General features: G+C 71.1%; 22 protein-coding genes. 9 read left to right on the top strand and 13 right to left on the bottom strand.

All coding sequences use genetic code 11. The annotated features are described in order from the left end of the window. Positions 1-7: 7 nt before the first annotated feature. Entirely contained in the window at positions 8-214 is a 207-nt protein-coding gene (locus ACFMQL_RS03725; protein WP_364066815.1) for a hypothetical protein, read from the bottom strand. 829 nt (positions 215-1,043) lie between these two features. Continuing rightward, the gene (locus ACFMQL_RS03720) at positions 1,044-1,781 is read right to left on the bottom strand and encodes a hypothetical protein (RefSeq protein WP_364066813.1); all 738 of its coding nucleotides are present in this window, start codon (positions 1,779-1,781) and stop codon (positions 1,044-1,046) included. Positions 1,782-2,006: 225 nt separating this feature from the next. On the opposite strand from ACFMQL_RS03720, the gene ACFMQL_RS03715 reads away from it, so the two are divergent. Together ACFMQL_RS03715 and ACFMQL_RS03710 are read left to right on the top strand one after the other, a co-directional pair. Further along, entirely contained in the window at positions 2,007-3,269 is a 1,263-nt protein-coding gene (locus ACFMQL_RS03715; protein ID WP_378784570.1) for a Scr1 family TA system antitoxin-like transcriptional regulator, read from the top strand. Between the two features lie 516 nt (positions 3,270-3,785). Then, positions 3,786-4,610 (top strand): SAM-dependent methyltransferase, encoded by an 825-nt coding sequence (locus ACFMQL_RS03710; protein WP_378784569.1) that lies wholly within the window; start codon positions 3,786-3,788, stop codon positions 4,608-4,610. A gap of 93 nt (positions 4,611-4,703) precedes the next feature. Here ACFMQL_RS03710 and ACFMQL_RS03705 read toward each other — a convergent pair whose 3' ends face one another. Further along, positions 4,704-5,522, bottom strand: a complete 819-nt coding sequence (locus ACFMQL_RS03705; protein ID WP_364066807.1) for a DUF4253 domain-containing protein — start codon at positions 5,520-5,522, stop codon at positions 4,704-4,706. A 109-nt stretch (positions 5,523-5,631) separates the two neighbouring features. On the opposite strand from ACFMQL_RS03705, the gene ACFMQL_RS03700 reads away from it, so the two are divergent. Beyond that, on the top strand, positions 5,632-6,210 hold the full coding sequence (locus ACFMQL_RS03700) for an HAD-IA family hydrolase (RefSeq protein WP_364066805.1): 579 nt from the start codon (positions 5,632-5,634) through the stop codon (positions 6,208-6,210). 247 nt (positions 6,211-6,457) lie between these two features. On the opposite strand, the gene ACFMQL_RS03695 is transcribed toward ACFMQL_RS03700, so the two are convergent. Next, entirely contained in the window at positions 6,458-7,588 is a 1,131-nt protein-coding gene (locus ACFMQL_RS03695; protein WP_378784567.1) for a TIGR03118 family protein, read from the bottom strand. A 110-nt stretch (positions 7,589-7,698) separates the two neighbouring features. On the opposite strand from ACFMQL_RS03695, the gene ppgK reads away from it, so the two are divergent. Beyond that, the gene (gene ppgK / locus ACFMQL_RS03690; RefSeq protein WP_378784565.1) at positions 7,699-8,421 is read left to right on the top strand and encodes a polyphosphate--glucose phosphotransferase; all 723 of its coding nucleotides are present in this window, start codon (positions 7,699-7,701) and stop codon (positions 8,419-8,421) included. 176 nt (positions 8,422-8,597) lie between these two features. Here ppgK and ACFMQL_RS03685 read toward each other — a convergent pair whose 3' ends face one another. Further along, positions 8,598-9,029 carry a MarR family transcriptional regulator gene (locus ACFMQL_RS03685; RefSeq protein ID WP_364066799.1) on the bottom strand — a complete coding sequence of 144 codons (432 nt, stop codon included), beginning with the start codon at positions 9,027-9,029 and terminating at the stop codon, positions 8,598-8,600. A 58-nt stretch (positions 9,030-9,087) separates the two neighbouring features. Here ACFMQL_RS03685 and ACFMQL_RS03680 point away from each other — a divergent pair, with 58 nt between their 5' ends. The 3 genes from ACFMQL_RS03680 to ACFMQL_RS03670 all read left to right on the top strand — a co-directional run bounded on the left by ACFMQL_RS03680 (position 9,088) and on the right by ACFMQL_RS03670 (position 14,254). Then, positions 9,088-9,447 (top strand): VOC family protein, encoded by a 360-nt coding sequence (locus ACFMQL_RS03680; RefSeq protein ID WP_364066797.1) that lies wholly within the window; start codon positions 9,088-9,090, stop codon positions 9,445-9,447. A gap of 92 nt (positions 9,448-9,539) precedes the next feature. After that, positions 9,540-13,484 carry an ATP-dependent RNA helicase HrpA gene (gene hrpA, locus ACFMQL_RS03675; RefSeq protein WP_378784563.1) on the top strand — a complete coding sequence of 1,315 codons (3,945 nt, stop codon included), beginning with the start codon at positions 9,540-9,542 and terminating at the stop codon, positions 13,482-13,484. 116 nt (positions 13,485-13,600) lie between these two features. Beyond that, positions 13,601-14,254 carry an HAD family hydrolase gene (locus ACFMQL_RS03670; protein ID WP_364066795.1) on the top strand — a complete coding sequence of 218 codons (654 nt, stop codon included), beginning with the start codon at positions 13,601-13,603 and terminating at the stop codon, positions 14,252-14,254. Positions 14,255-14,359: 105 nt separating this feature from the next. Here ACFMQL_RS03670 and ACFMQL_RS03665 read toward each other — a convergent pair whose 3' ends face one another. From ACFMQL_RS03665 to ACFMQL_RS03640, 6 genes are all read right to left on the bottom strand, one after another. Further along, a complete protein-coding gene (locus ACFMQL_RS03665; protein ID WP_364066793.1) occupies positions 14,360-14,683 on the bottom strand; it encodes a DUF5709 domain-containing protein in 324 nt (107 codons plus the stop codon). A 108-nt stretch (positions 14,684-14,791) separates the two neighbouring features. After that, positions 14,792-16,336: a gamma-glutamyltransferase gene (locus ACFMQL_RS03660; protein ID WP_364066791.1), complete on the bottom strand. Its 1,545-nt coding sequence runs from the start codon at positions 16,334-16,336 to the stop codon at positions 14,792-14,794. Positions 16,337-16,370: 34 nt separating this feature from the next. After that, complete coding sequence (locus ACFMQL_RS03655) at positions 16,371-16,682, bottom strand: MerR family transcriptional regulator (RefSeq protein WP_364066789.1); 312 nt, start codon at positions 16,680-16,682, stop codon at positions 16,371-16,373. Between the two features lie 62 nt (positions 16,683-16,744). Then, the gene (locus ACFMQL_RS03650; protein ID WP_364067193.1) at positions 16,745-17,176 is read right to left on the bottom strand and encodes an Hsp20/alpha crystallin family protein; all 432 of its coding nucleotides are present in this window, start codon (positions 17,174-17,176) and stop codon (positions 16,745-16,747) included. Between the two features lie 166 nt (positions 17,177-17,342). Next, positions 17,343-19,076: an ABC transporter ATP-binding protein gene (locus ACFMQL_RS03645; RefSeq protein ID WP_378784562.1), complete on the bottom strand. Its 1,734-nt coding sequence runs from the start codon at positions 19,074-19,076 to the stop codon at positions 17,343-17,345. 137 nt (positions 19,077-19,213) lie between these two features. Continuing rightward, on the bottom strand, positions 19,214-20,371 hold the full coding sequence (locus tag ACFMQL_RS03640; RefSeq protein ID WP_378784561.1) for a PucR family transcriptional regulator: 1,158 nt from the start codon (positions 20,369-20,371) through the stop codon (positions 19,214-19,216). Positions 20,372-20,477: 106 nt separating this feature from the next. On the opposite strand from ACFMQL_RS03640, the gene ACFMQL_RS03635 reads away from it, so the two are divergent. Continuing rightward, a complete protein-coding gene (locus ACFMQL_RS03635) occupies positions 20,478-22,571 on the top strand; it encodes a M6 family metalloprotease domain-containing protein (RefSeq protein WP_378784559.1) in 2,094 nt (697 codons plus the stop codon). Positions 22,572-22,638: 67 nt separating this feature from the next. Here ACFMQL_RS03635 and ACFMQL_RS03630 read toward each other — a convergent pair whose 3' ends face one another. Then, a complete protein-coding gene (locus ACFMQL_RS03630) occupies positions 22,639-23,511 on the bottom strand; it encodes a hypothetical protein (protein WP_364066781.1) in 873 nt (290 codons plus the stop codon). A 64-nt stretch (positions 23,512-23,575) separates the two neighbouring features. On the opposite strand from ACFMQL_RS03630, the gene ACFMQL_RS03625 reads away from it, so the two are divergent. Next, positions 23,576-24,439 carry a tyrosine-protein phosphatase gene (locus ACFMQL_RS03625; protein WP_378784558.1) on the top strand — a complete coding sequence of 288 codons (864 nt, stop codon included), beginning with the start codon at positions 23,576-23,578 and terminating at the stop codon, positions 24,437-24,439. Positions 24,440-24,653: 214 nt separating this feature from the next. Here the strand turns inward: ACFMQL_RS03625 and ACFMQL_RS03620 are convergent, their stop codons facing one another. Beyond that, entirely contained in the window at positions 24,654-25,706 is a 1,053-nt protein-coding gene (locus ACFMQL_RS03620; RefSeq protein WP_364066777.1) for a Gfo/Idh/MocA family oxidoreductase, read from the bottom strand. Positions 25,707-25,727 lie beyond the last annotated feature (21 nt).

The following is a 25,727-nucleotide window of genomic DNA, read 5'->3' as shown; positions in this document are numbered from 1 at the left end:
GAAACGGTCACGAGGCTCGGTGCCGGAGCGCCTGGTCGATCTCGGTGATGGCCTCGACGGACACCTGCCGGATGCGGCGCAGCCGGTGCACGGTGCGCGCCTGCGGAGGCGGGCCCGCCCTGTCCTCGTCGCCGTGGGGTGGCGGCGGGCCGGGCCTCACGCCCCGCGGGTGCACTTCGTGCGGTTGTGACCTGCGCGTTTCGTCGGTGAGCATGGGCGCTCCTGATCTATAGCGGGGGTCCTGATCGGTTGCGGGCGAGGTCGGGGGCCTGCGGGCGGGCGCGGCCGCGTGCCGCGTACCCGGCCGGAGGCGGCGCGCCGTGCGGCGAGGAGCCGGCGCGGGACCGCCGGCCCCTCCTCCGCCGCGCGCTGAGATCGTCGTCCGGTCTCACGTCCCGCCGCCACGGCGACCCGCACCAGCGCCGTGGCGGCGAGCAGAACGGCGGCCGGCGGGACGGCCGAGGGCCCGTGCCCTGGCACTGCCGCCCGCCGGGACGGCCGGTCGATCGGCTCTGTGGCGCCCGCCCTGCCGATCGACCCGCCGATGCCGCGAAGATGAAGCCGGCCCCAGGCGCTACCCCTCGAGTTGGCCAGCACGCCAGCCGCTACCGCGCTGGCCAACAGCACCGCGCCGACTGAGTCGGGCACGTGCCGCACGGTGCCGGAGGGGCGGGGAAGCGCCGGGGCCGGCGCTGGGTGCGCTGCCACCGTTCCCGCACTGTCGGCGTACGGGCTTGGCAGGCCGCGCGCGGCCCGCACCCTCCCGTCGCCTGATGGCAGCGCCGGCATTCCGGCGCCTGCGCTCGTGCGCACCGGCGCGCCGCCCGAAGGCGGCCGGCCGGTCGAGTGAGCGCCGGTGTACGGCGCGAGCGAGGCGGAGAACCGCGCCGCGGCGCCGATGTCGGGACGGGACCCGTGAGGACGCCGGCCGTCGCCACGGAACCCGTCAGGACGGAAGCCATCCGAACGGGGCCGCCCTCCCCGCTGTCCTGGCCGGGGTGCGGCCGTGATGACCGCGGTCGCGCCCGTGCCTCGTGTGGTCGTCATCGGGCCGTCACCGCTCTCGCGGCCACGTTCGGGACGCTGACGCAGACCATGCGCTCCGTCAGCCCGGCACCGTGTGCCACCAAGCGGGGCCCGGCCGTCCGCGTACGCACCGGTCCCGCACCACCGGCGACCGTACGCGCGACCTTCGAGGCCAGGACGAGGTGCTCGCCGCAGCGCCGGGCCACCTTGGCCTCGAGACCGGCCACCTGCGCCAGCCTCAGCCGCATCGGCTCCAGCGACGACCGGCGTTCGAGCCCTTCGAGGTCGGCCAGCCTGGCGGGCCAGCGCAGCGCGTCGGCGCAGCGGGCCTCGACCTCGGCGGGCACGTCCCGCGCAGGGTGCCCGTCGTGGCACAGCCGGGTGGCGAGCATGACGGCGGTGAACGCCGTCTTGTCGAAGTCGGCCAGCCGTCCCTTGAGGGCCGCGCCCAGCATCCTGACGCGGTGGCTCAGGCAGACCGCACTCCACCCGAGCAACAGCAGCCGTTCCGGTCCCGTCTCCGTGTGCCAGCCGGCCAGCCGCAGCTCGCGGGCCATCCGGTGGTAGTAGCGCCAGCGGTGACGGGGGCTGTCCAGCCAGACCTGGAGGCCGCCCAGAGGCAGCTCGGCGACATGAACCTCGTCGCCCGCCTCATGCCCGGCCACGCGGGCGCAGATGCGGCGCACCGCCTGTTCCTGCCCGGCGGAGACCGGATCCTCCAGGAACCGGGAACCATCCCGGTGCTCCATGGTCATGTCCGGTGCCACCTCCTTACCCGGGGAACTCTCCAGAACCCGTAGGCTGTTAAGCCACAGTTACCACGCACTCCTGATAGTCCGCTTATATGGTGGGATATGTCAACTCACAGTTTGCGAATAAGTTGATACCCCATCGCGTGGCAGAGCTTGCCCGCATGGCAGGGGACACCGGGCCCCGCGTCCCTTACGCTGGAAAAGTTCACGGGCGGTAGGAGGTGCGCCGTGGCGAACTTCGCCGAGCGGCTCGATCTCGCGCTGACCAAGCGCGGTTACACCGGCGCGCAGGTCGCCGCCGCCCTGACGGAGGCCGGCATCCCGATCACGCGCGCCTACATCAGCCAGCTGCGCACCGGCAAGCAGACCAACCCGACGCTCCAGGTGCTCAGGGCGCTGGCCTCCTGCCTGCAAGTGAGCGTGGGCTGGCTGGTCGGTGACGACTACCTCGAATCGGGCTCGGTCGAAGACCTGCAACTGCGGGCCGCCTCACTCGGGCTGGCCGCGTCCGGGCTGTCGGAGAGCTCGCTCGAAGTGCTGCGCGGCGTGGTCGAGCTGGCGCGCAAGGCCGAGGGCCTGCCGGAGGAGCCCGAGCGCGAGCGCACCGCCGACATCCCCGACGCGGTCGCGCCGCTGAGCGACCCGCAGCGCCGGGCGCTCGGCAAGCGGCTGCACGGCCTGCGCGTGTCCGCCGGGCTCTCGGCCGAGCAGGTCGAGACCGCGCTCGGCAAGGGCGCCGCGGCGATCCCCGCCATCGAGGAGGGCCGCATCGCGCCCGCGCCCATCACGGTCGAGCGCCTGCTGACCCTTTACGGCGTCACCGCGCCGCCCATCCGCGAGTACGTCCTGAGCCTGGCCAGGGGTGAACGCGAGGCCGCCTGGTACGACGCCCAGACGGTGCCGGTCTGGCTGGCCACCGGCTACGCGCTCGAACAGCGCGCCACCGTGATCCGCAGCTACCACACCCAGTTCGTCCCGCCGCTGCTGCAGACCGAGGAGTACGCGCGGGCCGCCATCACCGTGGCCGGCCCCGCCACCTACGGCCAGCAGACCGTCGACGAGGCCGTGGCCCTCGTCATGGCCCGCCAGGAGGCGCTGCCCCGCGACAACGGGCTGGTGCTGTGGGCCGTGATCGACGAGAGCGTGCTGACCCGCTCGATCGTCGGGCGGCACGTCCAGCTGCGCCAGCTCGACGTGCTCCTTGAGCATGCCAAGCGGCCCAACGTCTCGCTGCACGTGGTGCCGATGGACGATCCCGTGTACGTGCCGCGCACCGGGCCGTTCACGATCTGGCGCTTCGCCGAGGCGTACGAGCCCGACATCGCCTGCGTCCACGGCATCGAGTCCGACACGCTGATCAGCGACGCGGCCTCGGTGGAGGTGTACCACCAGGCGTTCACCAAGCTGTCGGTGACGACGACCACCCGGGACGAGACGTTCGAGGTGCTCAACCAGCATCGCGAAAGGCTTTCGCGTTCGCTCGGGAAATGAGCGGCTTACCGCCGCACTAGATCTTTCACGCCGCGCCGCTTTCCGCCTGCCGGAAAGGTCGCTTCCTGCCGGTTGAATCGTCGAATACCGGGCCGCGCGCCACCCTGCCGAGATCGCCCTGGTTGGGCGGAGTAACCGCCTTGCGAGATCGTTCGTGCCGCGTCGCGCGCCTGCCCCACGAGATCGTTGATGCGGGGCCGTACCCCGTCCCGTGAGATCGTTGTGCCGGGACCGCGCGCCTGCCCCGTGAGGTCGTTGATGCGGGGCCGCACTCCCGCCCCGTGAGGTCGTTGACGCAGGACCGCTTCCCGCCCGCGAGATCGTTGATGCGGGGCCGCTTCCCGCCTGCGAGATCGTTTATGCCGGGGATGGGGTAACTGACATATACCCAAAACCAATAGTTTTTCCGGTTGTTTTTCCCGGTCTGCGGGGGATCATAAGGCTTGGGTCATCGAGTGGGGTCCGTAAGGACAACTTTCTCCGAGATTGTGGGCGAGGGGAAAGGGGCAACACTCAATGCGTCAGCGTGCCATCCGAAATCTGGCGAAGCTGGAGCTGACCCAAGCGAGAGTCACCCGGATTCTCGACGCCGCGGCCGGCGGGAAGAACCATTTCTCGGCCGATCGTGACGTCGTGCGGCGCTACGACCAGGCCGCACCCGTCACCACCACGGCCGCCCGTGCCGTGCTGCGGTTCCTGACCCGGGTGGTCCACCACCTGGCGCTCCAGGGAGTGGACCAGTTCGTGATCGTCGGCAGCGGGGTGCCCAGCGGCCTGCCGCCGGGCCTGCAGTTGCACGACGTCGCGCGCAGGGGGCTGACCGCGTCCGTGCCTCGCGTGGTCTACGTCGAGAACGACCCGATGGTGCTGGCCGGCGCGCGCGCCACCATCGAGCCCATCACCGATTGCGTCCGCGTCGTCGAAGGCGACCTGAGCGAGATCGACGAGGTGCTCGACGACCCCGTGCTGCAGACGTTCCTCGACTGGGACCGGCCCATGGCCGTGCTGCTGCTGTCGGCCTACAGCCTCAACGACGACGAGTACTTCCACTACGTGATCAAACGTATCCGCCAGGTGGCCCCCGAGCAGAGCTACCTGACGCTGGTGCAGACCACGTTCGACGCCATACCCGCCGAGCTGCTGCCGGCCATCCACGACCTGCTGGCGATGACGCTGCCGGGGCACGCCGTACGCACCCGGGAAGAGGTCAAGGCGCTGCTCGAGGGTCTGAACCTGGTCGAGCCGGGGCTGGTGTGGGTCCCGGACTGGCGGCCCGACGCCCTGGAGGACTGCGATCCCGGCGCGTCCGGCACGTACGGGGCCGTCGCGCACATCCCATGACGCGGACGGCGGGGCCGGACAAGAACCGGCCCCCGCGCGAACGGCCCCTTCGAGCGGGGCCCGGTCGGCCCGGCCCGGCCCGGTCCGGTGGGCTCAGTCCCACCAGAACGACCAGGCGTGTCCCCCGATGATCTGCTCGGCGTACCCCTGCAGGTCGCCCGGCCCCTGCACCACGTTGTCAGGACAGAACGTCCAGTGCTCGGCCGCCACGTGCAGCGCGTGATCGGGATCGACCGGCGGCGCCGCCACGCTCAGGTCGAGCGTGTTGAACCCGACGCTCACCACGCGCGCCCCGAAGCGGTCCTCCCAGCTCCGCACGACCGCGGCCATCGGCACCATCCACTCGTTGTGGTGCAGCGCCCCCTGCCAGCCCATGACGGCCAGCGCGTCGGCGCCCCTGCCGGCCGCGACCAGCCCCAGCGGCATCCCCTTGGCCGCGAGCTCGCCGGCCAGCCACTCGGCCACCGCCTCGGGATCGGCCCGCAGCTTGCCGGGCGGTGCGGGACCCGGACAGATCGCGCCGAACGGCTCTAACTCCGACAGCGCCTCAGGCGGCATCTGCGCCACCCACTCCTCCCACACCTCGGCCATGAAGCCCTCGGCGGTGAAGTGGTCGATCTGGCGGGGATCGTCCGGCACGACCTGCCCGACCCCCCATGGCTGCGCCGACTCGTCCAGCAGCAGCGGCCACAGACCACTGTGCGGGTGCCATTCGCGCAGCAGCGCCCAGTCGGCGCCGGTCGCATGGTCATCGCTCATCCAGAACGCCGGTCGCGGTGCCTTGCCCTGCCCGGTGTAGCCGGGGTCTGGCCAGACGACGTCGCCGGGAGGCAGCGTGATGGGCAGTCTCCTCCCCCTGCCGCCGTCGGCGAACAGCTGGCACAGCTCGCGTGGCAGCTGATGATCGCTCATGCCCTACCGTTCCGATACCGAATGCTGTCTCGGAGATGGTAGTGCGGCCGGTCGTCTCGGCACCTGCGGCGGGGGCAGGGGTTGCGCGCACCGGGCAGAATGGTGGGCTGTGATCCCCTTCGACGCGGTTCTCACCGACTTCGACGGCGTGCTGCGCCACTTCGACCACGCTGCCCAGGCCGAGATCGAGGCCCGTTACGGCCTGCCGCTCATCAAGACGGCCTTCGACCCCGAGCTGATCATGCCGGCCACGCTCGGCCGGCGCACCGAGGCCGAATGGGCCGAGTCGATCGCGGTGGCCCTGGGCGGCGACGAGCGCGCCCGGCAGGCGGTGGCCGAGTTCATCGAGATCAGGTTCTGGGTGGACGAGCAGGTCAAGGAGCTGCTCGCCCGGGTGCAGGCGCACGTGCCCGTGGTCATCGTGACCAACGCCATGGACACCCTGGAGTCGCACATCGACATGCTCGGGCTCACGTACTTCGCCGACGCCGTGGTCAGCAGCGCCAGGGTCGGCGTGGCCAAGCCCGACCGGCGCATCTACGAGATCGCCGCCGAGCAGGCGGGTGCCGCGCCGGAGCGCTGCCTGTTCGTGGACGACCGGCTGCAGAACGTCGAGGCGGCCAGGGCGCTCGGCATGACCGGCGTCCACTACCGCACGTTCGACGATCTCGCCGCAGTGCTGGGTTGAACCGGGCCGGGTCGAACCGGGCCGGCCTGAATCGGGCCGGGTTGCATCGGGCGGGGATGAGCGGCGCCGGATTGAACCGGGCCGGGATGAGTGGGGTGGGGTGCCGCGCGATCGGGCGCCAGGAGCGAGCGGGCGTCTCCGGCGCGGCTCGCGCCGTCCGCGCCGGAGACCTTCCGGCCGCCGTCCCCCGCCCCTGCGGGCGGGCTGCGCTCCTCGCCGGGCTGGAGGAACGGCGGCTGAGCGCCGGTCAGTACCCGCCGTAGGGATTCTGGGAGGGGGGCCGGGTGGCTGGGGCGCTCGTCTTCTGGCCCGACGGCTTCGGCGCAGCGGCCGCCCCGTTCGAGCTGACCTTCGTGCCCTTCGGCGCGATCACGCCGATCAGGCCGTGCTTGGTGCCGTCGATGCCGGCGGAGAACCACAGGGCCTTCTCGCCGCCGGTCGCCGCGGTGCCGGGCTCCAGGTCCCACAGACCGGGCAGCACGATCGGCTTGCCCGCGGAGTCGCGCAGCGCGCCGAGGTGACGGCCCCGCTTGTACGCGTGCACGGTGCCGTCGCCGAAGTTGCCGACGAGCAGCGCGCCCGCGTACTCGCCCCAGCCCTTGGGCGCGGCGGTCAGACCCCAGGGGGCGTTGAGCCCGGCCCGGGAGATGCGCCCGGTGAGCCGCCCGTTGGCGTTGAACCGGCTGACGAAGCCCTTGCCGTCGCCGAAGACCGGCTTGCCGGTCTTCGGGTCGCGCAGGGCGTAGGCGACCCAGATGTTGCCGTTGACCACCGCCACGTTGTAGGCCTTGTAGCCCTTGGGCAGCGCCGAGTCCCTGAACTGCCAGCGGGCCAGCTTGACGCGCCGGAAGTCCTGGTCGAAGGCGTGGATGCGGCCACTGGCGAAGTCGGCAGCCAGCAGGAACGCCTCGTCCTCGGTCTGGACGAGCTCCAGCCCCTTGTAGTCGGCGCCGCGGGTGAAGGCCGCGATGATCGCGTTGGCCGGGTCGACCTCCGCGTTCCAGCCGGTGATGGCGCCGCTCGGGCTGGAGAAGATGAACGTGGCCGGCTTGCCCTTGACGGTGAAGCCGTTGCCGGGGTTGAACACCTGGCCGGTCGGGGCTCCGCCCGGGATCGCCACCTCCGTCTTCTCCTTCTTGCCGGTGCCGGAGTAGACGGTGGCGGTGCCGGTCCCAGTGTTCGAGACCCACAGAGTCTTGCCCATGGCCAGGCCCCACGGGTTGACGACCTTGGGGTCGGTGACAGGGGCTTTGCCCTTGACGTCCGACACAAGGTTGATGACGTCGAAACGCGTCCTGGTGGTGGCGTGTGCGGGAGTGGTGAGAGTCGCTCCCAGAACGACCGCAACAGCGCAGAGTGTGATGATGCGTGGCCGCATCCGGTGCCTCCTAATGAGCGCTTGTGACGCGAGATACGTGGGCGGCGGGTAGCGGGTTCAGCCGGACCGGAAATGGAGTTCTCAGCCGTCCTGAGGGGGAGAGGAAAAGCATGAAAGTCTTGGGCATCGACATCGGCGGTTCCGGCATCAAGGGCGCGCCGGTCGACACGGAGACCGGTGAATTGGTGGAGGAGCGGCTGCGCATTGCCACGCCTGAGCCGTCGGGGCCGGACCCGGTGGCCGGAGTGGTGAGCGCGATCAAAGAACATTTCGACTGGAACGGTCCCGTCGGCGTGACCTTTCCCGGCGTCGTCGTGGGCGGTGTGGTGCGCTCGGCGGCCAACATCGACCGCTCGTGGATCGGCGTGGACGCGGCCCGGCTGTTCGGCGGCGCGACCGTGCTCAACGACGCCGACGCGGCGGGCCTGGCCGAGATGCGCTTCGGCGAGGGGCGCGGGCGGCAGGGGACGGTGCTGGTGCTCACGTTCGGCACCGGCATCGGCAGCGCGCTGTTCACCGACGGGGTGCTCGTGCCCAACACCGAGCTGGGGCACCTGGAGCTGCGCGGCAAGGACGCCGAGCACCGCGCCTCCGCCAGGGTGCGCGAGGAGCACGACCTGAGCTGGGAGAAGTGGGCGGGGCGGGTGGAGGAGTACCTGCGGCACGTCGAGATGCTGTTCTCGCCCTCGCTGATCATCATCGGCGGCGGTGTGAGCAGGAAGGCCGAGAAGTTCCTGCCGCACGTGAAGCTCGACACGCCCATCGTGCCCGCCGGTCTGCAGAACCAGGCCGGCATCATCGGCGCCGCTCACGCCGCCGCCGGACGCGCATAGCCGCCGCAAGCGTCCGGCCGCGCGACGGCCGCGCATAGCCGCCGCAAGCCCCCGGACGCGTGACGGCCGCTGCAGGCCCGTCGCGCGCCGAGGTCTTTCACGGACGTGGTGCCCGAGCCGGTCACCGCGAGCAGGCCCGTCGCGCGCGCCGGGCCTTTCACTTCACGCCGGCGGCGTCAGCCTCCGAGGGCCTCGGCCATGGTGGCGAGGCGGCGCGCCAGCGCCTCCGCCTCCTCCGGGGTCATGGGGGAGTTCATCCGCTGCTCGACGGCCGTCACATCGGCCCTGGCCGCATCCAGGCGCCGCCGCCCCTCCTCGGTGAGCCGGGCGGGCAGCGCCCGGCCCGACGGGGCCGTCGCGGGCCGCTCGACGAGCCCGGCCTCCTGCAGGTGCTGCAGCAGCACGTTCATCGACTGCCGGGTGACGAACGTGCCGCGCGCCAGCTCGGCGTTCGACATGCCGGGCCGCTGCCTGAGCAGCTCCAGGCACGAGTACTGCGGGGTGGTCAGCCCGTGGGCGCGCAACGCGTCGTCCATGGCCGCCCGCAGGGCCGCCTGCACCCGCTTGAGCTGGTAACCCACGCTGAGATCGAGGTCCTCTTGCGCCATGTCAGCATTCTGACATACAGTCTCTATGTCAAAGTCCTGACATCGCAGAGGAGACACCATGACCGCCATCGGAATCGACTTCGTCGCCCTCCAGGTCCGTGACCTCGACAGGGCCGCCGAGTTCTACGAGAGCCGCCTCGGCCTCAAGCGCGCCCCCTCCGCCCCGCCCGGCGCCGTGGTCTTCGCCACCGAGCCCGTTCCCTTCGCCGTACGGGAGCCGCTCCCCGGCGTCGAGCTGCCCGAGCGCCCCGGCACCGGCGCCGTCCTGTGGTTCGCCGCCGACGACGCCCAGAAGCTGCACGACGAGCTCAAGGAGGCCGGCGTGCCGATCGTGGCGCCGCCGGCGGACGGCCCGTTCGGGCGCGTGTTCAGCTTCGCCGACCCCGACGGCTACGTGATCACCGTGCACACCCGCTAGGGCGGCGATATTTGGGATGCGCGCGGCGGGCGCGTGGGGCAGCATGGACGGTTGGCTCCGGTGACGCGGGGCTCAAATATCCTGAAAGCAGTATGGGAACGCCTTCGTTGTCCTCGCCGTCCACACCTTCCCACCAGGCCCACCAGGCCCGACCGGCCCGTGCCGATCGGCCGGCCCGGCCTTCCGGATCCCTCGCGGAGATCCAGGCCCGCCTGCCCGAGCTCATGCCGCGCGACCAGCGGCGGCTGCGGCGCAGGCTCGACGGCATGCGCCGGGTGCGCTCCCGCGAGGCGCGCGACAAGATCGCCGCCGAGATTCTGGCCGACGTGGAGCGTGCCGAGCAGCGCCTCGAACGCCGCCGCGCGGCCGTGCCGGCGGTGACCTACCCGGAGAACCTTCCGGTCTCGCAGCGCAAGGACGACATCCTCGCCGCGATCCGCGACAACCAGGTCGTGATCATCGCCGGCGAGACGGGCTCCGGCAAGACCACCCAGATCCCCAAGATCTGCCTGGAGCTCGGGCGGGGCGTACGCGGTGTGATCGGCCACACCCAGCCCCGCCGCATCGCCGCCCGCACGGTCGCCGAGCGCGTGGCCGAAGAGCTCGGCACCGAGCTGGGCGAGGTGGTCGGCTACAAGGTCCGCTTCACCGACCAGGCGAGCGACCGCACCCTGGTCAAGCTGATGACCGACGGCATCCTGCTGGCCGAGCTGCAGAACGACCGCATGCTCGACCAGTACGACACGCTGATCATCGACGAGGCCCACGAGCGCAGCCTCAACATCGACTTCATCCTGGGCTACCTGAAACAGCTGCTGCCCAAGCGCCCCGACCTCAAGGTCATCATCACCAGCGCCACCATCGACCCCGAGCGCTTCTCCCGCCACTTCGACGACGCGCCCATCATCGAGGTCTCCGGCCGCACGTACCCGGTCGAGGTGCGCTACCGCCCGCTGGGCGACGACGACGACCAGACGCAGGGCATCGTCGACGCCTGCCGCGAGCTGATCGGCGAGGGCCCCGGCGACATCCTGGTGTTCCTGTCCGGCGAGCGGGAGATCCGCGACGCCGCCGACGCCCTGGGCAAGGCCGAGTTCCGCAACACCGAGGTGCTGCCGCTGTACGCCCGGCTGAGCGCCGCCGAGCAGCACCGCGTCTTCCAGGCCCACACCGGCCGCCGCATCGTGCTGGCCACCAACGTCGCCGAGACGTCCCTGACCGTGCCCGGCATCAAATACGTCGTCGACCCCGGGTACGCGCGCATCTCCCGCTACAGCCACCGCACGAAGGTGCAGCGGCTGCCGATCGAGCCGATCTCGCAGGCCAGCGCCAACCAGCGCAAGGGCCGCTCCGGCCGTACGTCCGAGGGCATCTGCATCCGGCTGTACGAGGAGGAGGACTTCCTCAACCGGCCGGAGTTCACCGACCCCGAGATCCTGCGCACCAACCTGGCCTCCGTCATCCTGCAGATGACCTCCATCGGGCTAGGCGACATCGAGGCGTTCCCGTTCGTCGAGCCGCCGGACCGCCGCCAGGTCAAGGACGGCATCAACCTCCTGCACGAGCTGGGCGCGTTCGACGCGGGCAACAAGCTCACCCCGATCGGCCGCAAGCTCGCCCAGCTCCCCGTGGACCCGCGCCTTGGCCGCATGGTGCTGGAGGCGGAGAAGAACGGCTGCCTGCGCGAGGTCATGGTGATCGCCGCCGCGCTGTCCATCCAGGACCCGCGCGAGCGCCCCGCCGACAAGCAGCAGCAGGCCGACGAGAAGCACCGCCGCTTCGCCGACCCCGAGTCGGACTTCATGGCCTACGTCAACCTGTGGAACTACCTGCGCGACAAGCAGAAAGAGCTGTCCTCCAGCGCGTTCCGCCGGCTGTGCAAGGCCGAGTTCCTCAACTACCTGCGCGTGCGCGAGTGGCAGGACATCTACAGCCAGCTCCGCCAGACGCTCGGCGTCCAGCCCAACAGCCGGCCCGCCGACCCGCAGCAGATCCACGCCTCGCTGCTGGTCGGCCTGCTGTCCCACATCGGCGTCAAAGACGTGCTGGACAAGCAGCGCGATCAGGGCGGCCGCCGGCCGATCCAGGAGTACATCGGCGCGCGCAACGCCCGCTTCGCCATCTTCCCCGGCTCCGCGCTGGCGAAGAAGCAGCCGCAGTGGGTCATGTCGGCCGAGCTGGTCGAGACCTCGCGCCTGTGGGCCAGGGTCAACGCCAAGATCGAACCCGAGTGGGTCGAGCCGCTCGCCCAGCACCTGGTCAAGCGCACCTACTCCGAGCCCCACTGGGAGAAGAAGCAGGGCGCGGTGATCGCCCTGGAGAAGGTCACGCTGTACGGCGTGCCGCTCGTCGTCGGCCGCAAGGTCAACTACGGCCGCATCGACCCCGACCTGTCGCGCGAGCTGTTCATCAGGCACGCGCTGGTCGAGGGCGACTGGGACACCCACCACAAGTTCCTCAAGGAGAACCGCCGGCTGCTCGGCGAGGTCGAGGAGCTGGAGAACCGCGCACGCCGCCGCGACATCCTCGTGGACGACGAGACGCTCTTCGACTTCTACGACCAGCGGGTGCCCGCCGACGTCGTCTCGGCCCGCCACTTCGACGCCTGGTGGAAGAAGGCGAGCAAGGAGCAGCCCGACCTGCTCACGTTCTCGCCCGAGATGCTGGTCAACGAGGGCGCCGACGTCAGCGCCCGCGACTACCCCGACACCTGGAAGCAGCTCGGTCAGCGGATGAAGCTGACCTACCAGTTCGAGCCGGGGGCCGACGCCGACGGCGTCACCGTCCACGTGCCGCTGGCGCTGCTCAACCAGATCACCTCCGACGGCTTCGACTGGCAGATCCCCGGCCTGCGCGAAGAGCTGATCACCGCGCTGATCCGGTCGCTGCCGAAGAACCTGCGGCGCAACTTCGTACCCGCGCCCAACTACGCCAAGCAGGTGCTGGCCGGGGTCAAGCCGGGCGGCGAGCCGCTGCTGGAAGCCGTCGAGCGCGAGCTGTTCAAGCTCACCGGGGTACGCGTGCCGCGCGACGCCTGGCAGCTCGACCAGGTGCCCGACCACCTGCGCATCACGTACCGGGTGATCGACGAGAAGCGGCGCACGGTGGCCGAGGGCAAAGACCTCGACGAGCTCAAGCGCCGCCTGGCCCCGCGCCTGCGCGAGACGCTCTCCCAGGCCGGTGACGACCTCGAGCAGACCGGCCTGCACACGTGGAGCTTCGGCACCCTGCCCAAGGTGTTCGAGCAGGGACGCATGAAGGGCTATCCGGCGCTCGTGGACGCCGGCGACTCCGTCTCCATCAAGATCTTCGAGACCGAGGCGGAGCAGCGCCGCTCCCACTGGCCGGGCGTGCGCCGCCTGCTCCTGCTCAACGTCACCAACCCCGCCAGGTCCCTGCTCGGCGGCCTGTCCAACCAGGCCAAGCTGGCCCTGTCGCGCAGCCCGCACGGCGGCGCGGTGGCGCTGTTCGACGACGTGATCAACGCGGCGGTCGACAAGCTCATGCTGGAGGCGGGCGGCGCCGTCTGGGAGCCGGACGCCTACGACCGCCTCTACCAGCACGTCCGCGCCAACCTGTACGACACCGCGAGCGACGTGCTGGCCAAGGTCGAGCAGATCCTCAGCGTCTGGCACGAGGCGGGGGTCCGGCTGGAGTCCCTGCGCCCGAGCGCCGCCGCCGACGACGTACGCGACCAGCTCGGCAGGCTCGTCTATCCCGGCTTCGTCACCGCCACCGGCTATCGCAGGCTGCCCGACGTGCTGCGCTACCTGCGCGCCATCGACCGCCGCCTCACCAAGCTGCCCGAGGACCCGTGGCGCGACGAGGAGTGGATGGACCGCGTCCACAAGGTCGAGGACGACTATGACGAGCTGCTGGACAAGCTGCCTCCGGCGCGGCGGAACGACCCCGACGTGGTGGAGATCCGGTGGATGATCGAGGAGCTGCGGGTGAGCTTCTTCGCCCAGACCCTCGGCACCCCCACGCCCGTCTCGGAGAAGCGCATCGCCAAGGCGATGGACCGGCTCCTGCCCTGAGCTTTGGCGCGGTCGCCGACACGCCCGGCGCGTGAGAGAATCGCCCCTTGCGTCGATTGTCCGGTTCTCCAGGGCCGGGTGGCCGGCGCTCCGTGGCCGTTCGCGCAGGAGGATCGATGATCAGAGCAGTGGTGTTCGACGTCGGTGAGACGCTCATCAGCGAGAACCGCATCTGGCGCCGCTGGGCCGAGCGGCTGGGCGTCACGCCCTTCGAGCTCATGGGCGCGCTGGGCGGCATGGCGGCCATGGACCGGCCGCACACCGACGCCTTCCGCCTGCTGCGCCCCGAAATCGACCTCGACGCCGAGGCGGCGGCCTGGGAGCGCGACGACCCCGACGGCCTGCGCAACCGCTTCGACGCCGATGACCTCTACCCCGACGTGCGCGAGGCGCTGGCGGCCATCAGGGCGGCGGGATACCAGGTGATCATCGCCGGCAACCAGCCGCGCCGGGCCTACGACGCGCTCGTGGCCATGGACCTGCCCGCCGACTCGGTGCACACCTCCGACGGCTGGGGGGTGGCCAAGCCGGAGGCGGGCTTCTTCGCCAAGGTGGCCGAGGTCGCGGGGTGCGCGCCCGGCGAGATCCTGTACGTGGGGGACAGGCTGGACAACGACGTGCTGCCGGCCGCGAAGGCGGGCATGCGCACCGCGCTGCTGCGCCGCGGCCCCTGGGGTTACCTGCACGCCGAAAGGCCGCAGGCGAAGGCCGCCGATGTCATCATCGACGACCTCCACGCCGTGCTCCCCGCCCTGCGCGACCTCACCTGAGTCACCTGGCGGGCGACCCTCGCGTGCGACTCCTTGCGGGCGACAGGCGAGGTCGCCGGACCGCGCCTGAGGTCCTCGGCGCGCGGGTCAGCTGAGGTGCGCGGGTCAGCTGAGGTCGTCCTCCGAGTCGATGCGCAGCGCCCGCTCCTCGGGCGACAGGTCGTCGGTGTCGCCGACGTACAGCGTGGCGATCTCCTCGCCGTCCAGGTCGGGGCCGAGCCCCTCGTCCGGCTGGGTCAGCCGGTGCTTGGGGCGCGGCCCGCGCAGCCGCTCGGGCGCCTCGCGCCGCAGGCGCTCGTCGAGCGTGTCGTGATGCCGGGGGTCGTCTTCGACGATCTCATGCCGGAATCCGAGGTCGTCGGTCCACTCCTCGACCTCGATCTCCTGCTCGTCGGCCAGACCGAACCGATCCGGCGGCAGCTCCGTCATACGACTACCCCTACCCTCTGGACGGGCCGGAATCCTAGGATCCGGCCTTCTTCGAAAGCCTGGGCCGGTTTCCGGGCGACCCTGTAGCGGCACCCGCTACCCGAGGGGTCAGCGTCCAATCGCGGAGCCGACGAGCGAGCGCGGGTCGGCCGCGCCCGCCAGCATGCCGTCCTCGCGTACGTCGATGAGGTGGGCGTGGCCGAACGAGCTCCCGTAGGGGAGCGCCGCCACCCGGTGGCCGAGCGCCGCGAGCCCGTCGGACCAGCCGGCGCCCTCCTCCAGGTCGAGCACGGCGTCGTCGGGCGCGTCCCAGGTGTCGAACCCGGTGCCGCCGGTGCCGAGCCGCCAGCGCGGCGCGGCGATCGCGCGTCCCGGCTCCTCGCCGTGGCGCAGCAGGCGGGTGATGACCTGCAGCAGGATCTGCGGCTGGGCGTCGCCGCCCATGGTGCCGACGACGGACCTGAGTGTGCCGTCGGGGCGGGTGATCAGGGCCGGGGTCAGCGTGTGGGGCGGGCGGCGGCCGGGGCCGTACTCGGCGGGATGGCCGGGCTTGAGCGAGAAGCCGATGCCGCGGTTGTGGAGGTTGATCCCGGTACGGGGCTCGAACACCATGCTGCCGAACCCGGCCGCGTTCGACTGGATGAGCGAGACGCCCATGCCGTCGCCGTCGACCACGCACAGGTACGTCGTGTCACCGGGCTGTGCGGGCGCGGCGAGCCGCAGCCTGGACCGGGAGTCGATACGCGCCCGCCGCCGGTCGATCTCGGCCGGGTCGAGCAGGTCCTTGGCGTCCTCGTGCAGCACGTCGAGCCGGTCGTGCCCGGCGATCCTGGCCGACTCGGCGAGCAGGTGGGCCCAGGCGGGGTGGGCCGGCGATGCGGGCAGGTCGAGGCCCTCGGCGATGGCGAGGGACATCAGCAGCAGATAGCCCTGGGAGTTGGGCGGCATCGAGTAGACGTCGTGTCCGTACGCGCGGGTCTTGAGCGGCTCCACCCAGTCGGCGCCCGGCAGCGCCAGGTCGGCCTCGATGTACTCGCCGGCCCCGAGCTCCATCAGGCCCTGACCGAACTCGCCCAGGTAGAAGCCCTTGCGGCCGCGTTCGGCCACGGCCTTGAGCGCGCGGGCCACGCCGGGCCGGGTGACGCGGTCGCCCGCGGCGCGTACGGAGGCGAAGTCGCCGCCGCCGGGCCGCCGGGCGGCGCTCGCCGCGCCCGCCGGCATCAGCGGCGAGGCGGGGAACCCGGCTTCGGCCAGCCGGATCGCGGGCGCCAGCAGCTCGGCCATGGGCAGCCTGGCGTACTTGGCGTGGAGCGCGACCCATCCGTCCACGCACCCGGGCACGGTGACGGATCTGATGTCGTGCAGGTGGGGCATGCGGGTATGGCCCTCGGCCCGCAGGCGGGCGGGATCGGCACCGGATCCGGCCCGTCCTGAGGCGTTCAGCGCGGTGACGGTCGCACCGTCGTGGACGAGGGCGAACAGGTCGCCGCCGAGCCCGCACATGTGGGGGGCGACGACCGCGAGCACGGCGTTGGCGGCGATCGCCGCGTCGGCGGCCGAGCCGCCGCGCTCCAGCATCGCCAGCCCGGCCGCCGATGCCAGGTGGTCGACGCTGCACACCATGCCGGATGGCGCGTATCTCGTGTTGTGCACGGCACGAGCGTACGCGCCTTCGTCACGCCCGACGTCACTCCTTCTCGCGCAGCCGCGCCTTGGTCTCCTCGAGCTCCTGGCGCAGGGCGGCGATCTCCCGCTCCAGCTCCAGGATGCGGCGGATGGCGATGAGCGTCATGCCTTCCTCGGCCATGCGGGTGACGTGCTGGACGATGAGGATGTCGCGCCGCGAGTAACGCCGCTGGCCGCCGCTCGACCGGCTGGGCTTGATCACGTCGTGCTGGTCGAGCCGGCGCAGGAAGGCGTGCTGCACCTTCAGCATCTCCGCCACCTGCCCGAGCGAATAGAGAGGCGCGTGCTCGTCGTCGAGGGGCAGGTCCGGCATGTCATCTCCTCACGTGGTCGGGGGCGGGGGCGGTCCGAGGATGCCCGCCCCCGGACCGCGTGTCAGGCCTTGAGAGCCTTGGGCTCGCCGCGCCGGATCGCTACCTTACGCGGCTTCGCCCGCTCCAGAACGGGGATGCGCACGGTGAGCACGCCGTTCGCGTAACCCGCGTCGATCTTGTCGCTGTCGAGGTGCTCCGACAGGTAGACACGCCGCGTGAACGTGCCCATCGAACGCTCGCGCACGAAGAGCCGCGCGTCGTCGGGAACCTGCTCCTCGCGCCGGGCGGTGACGCTCAGGACGCCGCGGTCCACGGTCACGTCGATCGAGTCGGGGTCGATGCCGGGCAGGTCGAAGCGCAGGATCACGTCGTCGTCGCGGCGCACGCCGTCCATCGGCATGATCGCGCCGTCGCCGTCGAAGGCCTGCCGGGCGATGCGGTTGAACTGGCGCTCGAACTCCTGCAGGAACGGGTCGATCGAGGTCAGCAACATTTCCACGTCCCTCCCTTGTTGGTTGTGAGTCTGTAGCTAACCTCCAACTTCAGTTATAGGTTAGCTACTCATCCGTTCGCAACCAAATCGGGGGAAAACCTATTCCCGCCCAGGTCAGGCGAGGATGCCGCTCAGCAGGCCGAGCACATGCCACGTTCAAACGCGGTCAGACGAATTCCGCGGGCTGGTCCCGGCTCACCAGGGCCGCGTAGTGCCCGCCGCGGGCGATCAGCTCGTCGTGGGTGCCGCGCTCCACGATCCGCCCGTGGTCGAGCACCACGATCTGATCGGCGTCGCGCACGGTGGACAGGCGATGGGCGATGGTGATCGTCGTACGCCCCTTCGCCAGCGCGTCGAGCGCCTCCTGCACGGCCTTCTCCGTCTGCGTGTCCAGCGCGCTGGTCGCCTCGTCGAGCACCAGGATCGGCGGGTCGCGCAGGATCGTACGGGCGATGGCCAGGCGCTGCTTCTCGCCGCCGGAGAAGCGGTAGCCGCGCTCGCCCACCACCGTGTCGTAGCCGTCGGGCAGCGCCGCGATGTGGTCGTGGATGCGCGCCGCCCGCGCCGCCGCCTGAAGCTCCTCGTCGGTGGCCGACGGGCGGGCGAAGCGCAGGTTGTCGGCGACGGAGGCGTGGAACAGGTACGTCTCCTGCGAGACCACCCCCACGGTCGCGCTGAGCGTCTCGAACGTCAGCTCACGCACGTCCACGCCGTCGATGGTGACCCGGCCGCCGGTGACGTCGTACAGGCGGGGCAGCAGGTAGCTCAGCGTGGTCTTGCCCGAGCCCGTCTCGCCCACGATGGCCAGCGACGAGCCCGCGGGCACCGTCAGGTCGATGCCGGTGAGCGTGGGCGTGTCGCCGTAGGAGAAGTCGACCTGCTCGAAGCGGACCTCGCCGCGCACGTCCGTCAGCTCCCGTGTACCGGGTTGGATGTCCACCGGCAGGTCGAGATACTCGAAGATGCGCCCGAACAGCGCCAGCGAGGTCTGCACCTCGACGCCGAGCCGCAGCAGCGACACCATCGGCCGGAACAGGCTCGTCTGCAGCGTCGTGAACGCCACCAGCGTGCCCACCGAGATCGCCTCGGTGTGACCTGCGGCCCAGTAGATGGTGGCGGGCATGGCGGCCATCACGAGCTGGATGGACGCCTGCCGCCAGCGCCCCGCCATGCTGGTGGCGACGCCCAGCTCGGCCAGCTCGTGCGAGGACCTGGCGAAGCGCTCGGTCAGCTCCGCCGAGCGGCCCATCGTGCGCCCGAGCAGGATGCCGCTGATCGACAGCGACTCCTGCACCATGGAGGCGATGCCGGCCAGCTTGCGCTGCCGCTCGGAGGTGATGCGCTTGCGCTCGGCACCGACCTTGCGGCTGATCCACACGAACACCGGCAGCAGCGCGAGCGAGAGCAGCGTCAGCCGCCAGTCGAGCGCGGCCATGGCGACGACCGTGGCGATCACCGTGGTCAGGTTGGAGACGAGCGAGGCGGCCGTCGAGGTGACGACCGCCTGCATGCCGCCGATGTCGTTGGCGATGCGCGACTGCACCTCGCCGGTTCTGGTGCGGGTGAAGAACGCGAGCGACATGCGCTGCAGGTGGGCGTAGACGGAGACGCGCAGGTCGTGCATGACCCGCTGGCCCACGGTGGTGGACACCAGCGTCTGCAGCACGTCGAACACCGTCGTCGTGATCGCCACGAGGATCATGCCGAGCGCCAGCAGCGTGAGCAGCCCGGCGTCCCTGGCCGGGATCGCGACGTCGAGCACTTCGCGCAGCAGGAACGGCGAGGCCAGCCCCACCAGCGAGGACAGCAGGATGAGCAGGGCCACGACGGCCAGGCGGCCGCGGTAGGCGCCGAACAGCCTGATGATGCGCCCGATCGGCGCGCGCGGTTCCTCCGCCAACGTGGAGCTCCCTTCGCAGACGGCCATCCCCACAGAGGGTAGGTCGCGGCCGGCCGGCGAGCCGCGCGCGGGCGGGCCAGGAACAGCCTGCGCCGCGACGACTTCGGCGCCCGCCGGAGAGCCGCGCGTGGATGGGGTCAGGACTGATCCGGCAGGTTCCTCGGCAGGTAGCGCCCGGACAGGCGGGCCAGCTTCAGGCTGAGGTGCAAGGCCAGCCGCTCACCGCCGTCCTTCAGGTCGGTGCGCGCCAGCTCCTCCACCCGCTGCAGCCGGTAGTACAGCGAGGTGCGGTGCAGCCGCAGCGCCCGCGAGGTGGCCACCGCGCTGCCCGCCAGGTCGAGGTACGTCTCCAGCGTCTCCAGCAGCGGCAGGTACTGCTCGTCGGCGAGCAGCCCTTCGAGCCCCGGATGCAGCTCCTGGTCGGGCAGGCGGGTGAGCATCCGGTAGACGCCGAGCCTGGCCCACTCCGCCGTGGGCCCGAGCCCCGGCACCCGGGCCGCCACCTCGGCCGCGCGCCTGGCCTCCCGGTACGACTCCGCCGCCTGCGCGAGCTCCGGCCTGGACCGCCCGATCCCGACCACCACCGGCACCGGCATGGCCGCGTGCAGCTCGTCGGCCGGCACCGGCGGCCCCGCCGTGAGCAGCACCCCGTGGTCGTAGCGCACCAGGTGCAGCGGGTGGTGCCCGCTCAGCCGCCGCCGCAGCGCCAGCAGTCCCTGCTCCACCGCCAGCCGGAGCGCGTCGTCCGGCTCGGCCGTACGCGGCCTGGCCACCTGTACGGTCACCGGCTGCGCCTGCGGGAAGGCGCCGGCCTCGATGAGCTGCCTGGCCGCGTCCTCCTCGCCGAGCAGCAGCCCGGTCACCGCCTCCAGCTCCCGCTGCGAGGCGAGGTCGCCGGCCAGGCTCTCGTGGAATAAGGCCAGCGCCAGGCCCGGCGCCGCGCGGGCGGCCTCGGCGACGTCGGCGTCGGGCATGGGCGGTTCGGCGTCGATGAACCACAGGAAGCCGAGCAGGCCGTCGGCGTGCCGTACGGGGACGCAGACCCGCGGCAGCAGCCCGAGCTGCGGCGCGCCCGGGGTGCGCAGCGGCTCGGTGGCCTCGTTGATCCCGGCGGCGCGCAGCCACTGCCGCACCTCGGGCACGGTGTGCCGGCGCAGGATCGAGTCGCGGCGGACGTCGTCCACCGCGCCGCTCTGCTCGCTGTAGGCGACCACGCGCTGGTTGCGGTCCTCCAGGAGCAGGGGGCGCCCGAGACGCGTGGCGAGCTCGTCCACGGCCCGCTGAAGATCCGCCACGATGGCACCTTTACCTGCATTTTTCATCAAATGACGGAAATGTCACTACAGGTCTTCCCTACAACTGCTCGGTGATCTCCGTCAACAGTCTCTATACGGTCATGCCGTGAACGCCCCGAAGAAGCTGCTGAAGGGTCTCCTGGCGGCCATCGTGCTGTTCCCGGTGAGCCTGGTGGCGACCCCCGCTTCCGCAGCACCCCCCGAGAACCCGGAACATCCCTGGCGGCGCGACCACTGGCCGCAGACCCAGCCCTGGCAACTCGACGAGTCCCTCGACGCCGGTGAGCAGGCTCTGCGCAAGACGCCGAGCAGCGGGCTCAAGCCCATCGACCCGCAGAACTGGAAGAACCCCGACAACATGACGTGGGCGGACTACAAGAAGCCGCCCGGCACGAAGTGGAACGACCCGAACGTCAAGGGGTCGCAGCGCACCTTCAAGGGCGCGCTCGTGCTGCTCGACTACCCCAACCAGCCGTTCGTGGTGACCCAGCCGCAGAACTCCACGGTGTACGGCAACCCGAGCGCCGACGCCCACGACATCCCGCGCGAGAAGGTCGCCAAGTTCTACGAGGACTTCCTCAACACCCCGAACGCCCTCAACAAGGGGCACACCATCCACGAATACTGGATGGAGGACTCCGGCGGCCGCATCGGCGTGGAGCTGACCGGGTTCGGCCCGTACATGATGCCGGGCAAGGACCACGAGTACGCGATGGAGTACCAGCGCGAGTCGTGCCCGGCCGGCGACACCTGCAACAGGAACCTGCGCGCCGACGGCAACGCCGCCTGGATCGCCGACGTCGGCCAGGAGGTGGCCGACCAGTTCGACTTCATCTTCTACCTCAGCGCCGGGCAGGACGAGTCGGCCACCTGGCAGGAGTTCGGGATGATGAAGTTCCCGACCAAGGAGGACGTCACCGACGAGTGGGGCCCGCCGGACGACGCGCTGCCCAACTGGTCGCCCACCCGCTACGTCGAGTGGACCTCCTGGCAGGCCGGCTCCAACTTCTGGCCCAACGCCCGCTTCGGCATCGACTCGGTGCAGGCCGAAAGCTCCGGCATGGCGACGTTCGCCCACGAGCTGAGCCACATCATGGGCATCGCCGACAACTACAACAACCCGTACGGGCAGCCGCCGCGGCGCTCGTACACCGGCATCTGGGAGATGCTGAGCCGCGGCAGCTTCAACGGACCCGGCGGCCCGCACTCCCGCTGGCTGATCCCGCCGGTCGCGGGCGCGTCCCTGGGCTCCCACCACATGCTCCGCAACAAGATCAAGCTGAACATGGTGGACGAGGCGAACGTGCTGCGGCTCAGCCGCGAGGCGCTCGCCGAGTCGGGCCTGGTCACCGCCAGGGTGACCGCGCGCGTGGTCAAGCCGGGCAAGAACGAGCTGTCCGGCATCAACATCGCCATGGATCAGGACCGCAGCAGCTGCGACACCACCGATCCGCTGTGCGACGGCGGCGGCTACGACAACTACACCATCGAGGTCGTGGACCGCATGGGCAGCGACTCGTTCACCCCCGACTCCGGCGTTCTGCTCGCCAAGACCAAGAACGAGGACCGGGCGCCGTTCGAGTGGGTGATCGACGCCAACCCGCAGGACATCGGCATGACCGACTACGTGCTGCCCGACGGCACGAAGGTCCCGATCACCGTCGGCGACTACCGCCAGCTCTCCGACGCCCTCTTCCACGCCGGCACCGACTCCGGCAGCGAGTACGAGTACGTCGATGAGGCCAACCGGCTGCACTTCTACATCACCGACGTGCACCGCAACCGTGAGGGCGAGCTGTCGTACACGGTCGCGATCCGCTCGCTCGACGGCGCGGGCCCGCAGCGGCGCGGGGTCAAGCTGCTGCCCTCGGCCGGCCTGCCGTCCGGCAAGAACGTCTCCACTTGCAAGTTCCCGCTGATCAACACCGGCAAGAAGGCCCCGGCGCGCGGGCAGCACCCCGAGGACGTCAGCGCCTACCTCAACGCCGACATCTACCGGCTCACGGCCGAGGTCCAGGGCAAGGGCTGGAGCGTCCGCGTGCCGAACGCGCTGGCCTCCGTGGAGTTCGGCAAGCAGAAGCTGGTCAGCGTGGACGCCGTGCGCGACGGCGGCGCTCACGTGGCCAAGGTCAAGCTCACGGCCACGTCTGAGAGCGACCCGGCCAAGAAGATGACGGCCACCTGCACCGTCATCGGCTGACCGGCGATCCACTGGACGACGATGGGGCGCGGCAGGCGCGGGCCGTGCCTCATCGTCCCCAGATCGGCTAGGTCAGGGGCGAGCGGAGCAGCTCGCCCGCCGTCTGCCTGGCCTCCATGATGCTCTCCTCGAACAGCTTGCGGACGTGGCTCGCCTGGTCCGACAGCTCCCTGATGCGGTCGTGCGCCAGCTCGTCGCGTACGGTCTCCGCCAGCAGCTGCTGGTACTCCGGCGTCTTGGCGGCGAGCTTCTCCAGCCGCTGGTGCGCGTGATACGCCTTGTCCGCCTTGATCACCTGCTTGGCGTACTTCTCAAGGTGGCGTACGCGCCGGGTCAGCGACGTCCAGGCCGCGTCCAGCGCGCTGGTGTACGGCCGGAACGCCTCCTCCATGTCCGGCGGCAGCTCACGCGGCACCAGCTTGCGCTGCTCGGCGTGCATCGACGACAGCCGCCGCAGCCGCTGCGCGATCTGCCAGAGCTCCTCCGGCAGCGACACCTGGTTGTCCACGCTGTCGATCAGCCGTTCCTTGTGCACGGTGGAGTTCAGGATGGCATCCACGGCGTTCTGCGCCCTGCGCAGCAGCATCTGGCAGGGATGATCGAGATCCTCGGGTAGCACGTAGTGCTCGGCGTGCGCTCTGGCCAGCTGCAGTCTTCGCCTGGTCGTGCGGTAGGCGCCGTCCGTCGCCAGCCACCTGAGCAGCACGATGACACCGGCTCCCATGCCCATGACGAACAGCGGCGCGCTGCCGGTGATCATGAACAGCAGAAGGAGGAGGGCCGGGAGGACGAACAACACGGCCGGATTGTGTGTGGTGTCCATGCGCGCACCGGTACGAGCCTGGCGGAGAATGTGCGGGCTCGACCGCAGCTCGGCCGAGACCTCCGGGCGCAGCGATGGATCGATCACCAGCCGGGGAGGCAGAGCTCGTGGATCCATACGTTCATGCTGCGTTATGAATCTCCAATTCGCTGCATTCTCGGGGACATATAGGGTCGTGATCGTGAGCGAGACGACGAGGTGGATCGACCTTGAAGGCGCGGTCAACGCGCGTGACCTGGGCGGATTGCCCACGATTGACGGTGGCCGCACCCGGCGCGGGCGGCTCTACCGCGCCGACAACCTGCAGGCGCTCACTCCCGCCGACGTGGCGCTCCTCGTCGGCGAGCTCAACCTGCGGCACGTGGTCGATCTGCGCTCGACCGCCGAGGTGCACCTGGAAGGCCCCGGCCCGCTGACCCGGGTGCCGGAGGTGCGCCACCACCATCTGACGCTCTTCGCCGAGGGCGGCCGGCACACCGACGTCGATGCCGACACCGATGCCGACACTGATGCCGACACTGATGCCGACACTGATGCCGACACCGAGGCCGACGCCGCCATAGATGGCATCGACGGCGAGCGGGTGCTGCCCTGGGTGGACCGGGTGCTCGACGAGGAGCTGCGGGTCACCGGGTTCTACTTCGGCTACCTGCGCGACCGGCCCGACGCGGTGGTGGCCGCGCTGCGGACGATGGCGCTGGACGACGGCGCTGCGCTGGTGCACTGCGCGGCGGGCAAGGACCGCACCGGCGTGGTGTCGGCGCTGGCCCTGGAGGTCGCGGGCGTCACCAGGGAGGCCATCGTCGAGGACTACGTGGCCACGGGGGAGCGGATCGAGCTGATACTCAAGCGGCTGCGCAGCAGCGACACGTACCGGGACGACCTCGACTCCAGGCCCGCCGACGACCACATGCCGCGCGCCCGCTACATCGAGCAGTTCCTCGGTGTGCTCGACGACCGGTTCGGCGGCCCGATGGGGTGGCTGGCCGCGAACGGCTGGACCGACGCCGACACGGCGGCGCTCCGCGGGCGCCTGCGCGACTGACGGCCCGGCGCTTTGGACCGACGGGCCGCTCTGAGGACGGCGAGCCGCTTGTGGTTGGCGGGCCGCTCTGAGGACGGCGAGCCGCTTGTGGGCGGCGGGCCGTTTTGAGGACGGCGAGCCGCTTGTGGGCGGCGGGCCGCTCTGGGGACGGTGAGCCGCTAGCGGGCGGAGGGCCGCTTGGACGGCGGGTTGTTTCCGTGCGGACTGCCCGGCTTCAGCCGAGGTTGACGACGACGCCTTCGGAGGCCGACCGGCGGGCCGCCTCGATGACGGTCAGCGCCTCCACAACGCTCTGCGGATCCACCGGGGGCGCGCCGCCGTCGCGCAGCGCCGCCGCCACCTGCCGGTAGAAGTCCAGGTACGCCCCCGGCTCGGTGCGCACGACGCGCCGCTCATCCGCGGGCTGATCCTCGGTGCCCAGCACGCCCCAGCGCTCCTCCACGTCGTCGCCGAAGCCTGGCGTGTCGGGCGTCATCCCGGCCCGCAGCCGCTCCTCCTGCACGTCCATGCCGTGCTTGACGAAGCCGGACGCCGAGCCGAGCACCCGGAACCTGGGCCCGAACCGGGCGGCCACGGAGCTGACCCACAGGTGCGACCGCGCCCCGTTCGCGTGGGTCAGCGCGATGAAGGTGTCGTCGTCGGCCGCCACCCCTTCGCGCCGCACGTCGCTCTCGCAGTAGACCGCGCGTACCGGGCCGAGCAGCTGCAGCGCCTGATCGATCAGGTGGCTGCCGAGGTCGTAGAGCAGCCCGGGAACATCGTCAGGGCCGCCGCTCTCACGCCAGCCGCCCTTGGGCACCGGACGCCATCGTTCGAAGCGCGACTCGAAGCGCAGCACCCGGCCCAGCGCCCCTTCCTCGACCAGGCGGCGCACGGTGCGGAAGTCGCCGTCCCAGCGGCGGTTCTGGAACACGGTGAGCATGAGGCCGCGCTCCTCGGCCAGGCGGATCAGCTCGCGCCCCTCATCGGCGGTCCTGGCCAGCGGCTTGTCCACGACCACCGGCAGGCCCTCCTTGAGCGCGGACGCGGCCGTTGACACGTGGGTGCGGTTGGGGGAGGCGACCACGACGAGGTCGCAGCGGCCCCACAGCTCCTGTACGTCGTCCACTGCGGCGGCCCCGTACCTGGCGGCCACCTCGGCCCGGCGATCGGGGTTCCTGGTCACCACGGCGGCCAGGGACAGGCCGGGGGCGGCGTGGATCAGCGGGGCGTGAAAGTAGGCGCCCGCCGTGCCGTAGCCGACGAGGCCGACGCGGATCTCGCTCATCGGCTCAGGGTAACCGCTGCC

This window comes from Nonomuraea fastidiosa (genome assembly GCF_042751225.1).
In the GTDB taxonomy this organism is placed as follows: domain Bacteria; phylum Actinomycetota; class Actinomycetes; order Streptosporangiales; family Streptosporangiaceae; genus Nonomuraea; species Nonomuraea fastidiosa.
The sequence above is the reverse complement of the archived record's forward strand: the minus strand, read 5'-3'. Positions and strand labels throughout refer to the sequence as shown.

Excerpts from the sequence above, each read along its gene's own strand:
- ACFMQL_RS03725 (WP_364066815.1), bottom strand. The coding sequence starts at position 214 with ATGCTCACCGACGAAACGCGCAGGTCACAACCGCACGAAGTGCACCCG.
- ACFMQL_RS03720 (WP_364066813.1), bottom strand. The coding sequence starts at position 1,781 with ATGACCATGGAGCACCGGGATGGTTCCCGGTTCCTGGAGGATCCGGTC.
- ACFMQL_RS03710 (WP_378784569.1), top strand. The coding sequence starts at position 3,786 with ATGCGTCAGCGTGCCATCCGAAATCTGGCGAAGCTGGAGCTGACCCAA.
- ACFMQL_RS03705 (WP_364066807.1), bottom strand. The coding sequence starts at position 5,522 with ATGAGCGATCATCAGCTGCCACGCGAGCTGTGCCAGCTGTTCGCCGAC.
- ACFMQL_RS03695 (WP_378784567.1), bottom strand. The coding sequence starts at position 7,588 with ATGCGGCCACGCATCATCACACTCTGCGCTGTTGCGGTCGTTCTGGGA.
- ppgK (WP_378784565.1), top strand. The coding sequence starts at position 7,699 with ATGAAAGTCTTGGGCATCGACATCGGCGGTTCCGGCATCAAGGGCGCG.
- ACFMQL_RS03685 (WP_364066799.1), bottom strand. The coding sequence starts at position 9,029 with ATGGCGCAAGAGGACCTCGATCTCAGCGTGGGTTACCAGCTCAAGCGG.
- ACFMQL_RS03680 (WP_364066797.1), top strand. The coding sequence starts at position 9,088 with ATGACCGCCATCGGAATCGACTTCGTCGCCCTCCAGGTCCGTGACCTC.
- hrpA (WP_378784563.1), top strand. The coding sequence starts at position 9,540 with ATGGGAACGCCTTCGTTGTCCTCGCCGTCCACACCTTCCCACCAGGCC.
- ACFMQL_RS03670 (WP_364066795.1), top strand. The coding sequence starts at position 13,601 with ATGATCAGAGCAGTGGTGTTCGACGTCGGTGAGACGCTCATCAGCGAG.
- ACFMQL_RS03665 (WP_364066793.1), bottom strand. The coding sequence starts at position 14,683 with ATGACGGAGCTGCCGCCGGATCGGTTCGGTCTGGCCGACGAGCAGGAG.
- ACFMQL_RS03655 (WP_364066789.1), bottom strand. The coding sequence starts at position 16,682 with ATGCCGGACCTGCCCCTCGACGACGAGCACGCGCCTCTCTATTCGCTC.
- ACFMQL_RS03650 (WP_364067193.1), bottom strand. The coding sequence starts at position 17,176 with ATGTTGCTGACCTCGATCGACCCGTTCCTGCAGGAGTTCGAGCGCCAG.
- ACFMQL_RS03630 (WP_364066781.1), bottom strand. The coding sequence starts at position 23,511 with ATGGATCCACGAGCTCTGCCTCCCCGGCTGGTGATCGATCCATCGCTG.
- ACFMQL_RS03620 (WP_364066777.1), bottom strand. The coding sequence starts at position 25,706 with ATGAGCGAGATCCGCGTCGGCCTCGTCGGCTACGGCACGGCGGGCGCC.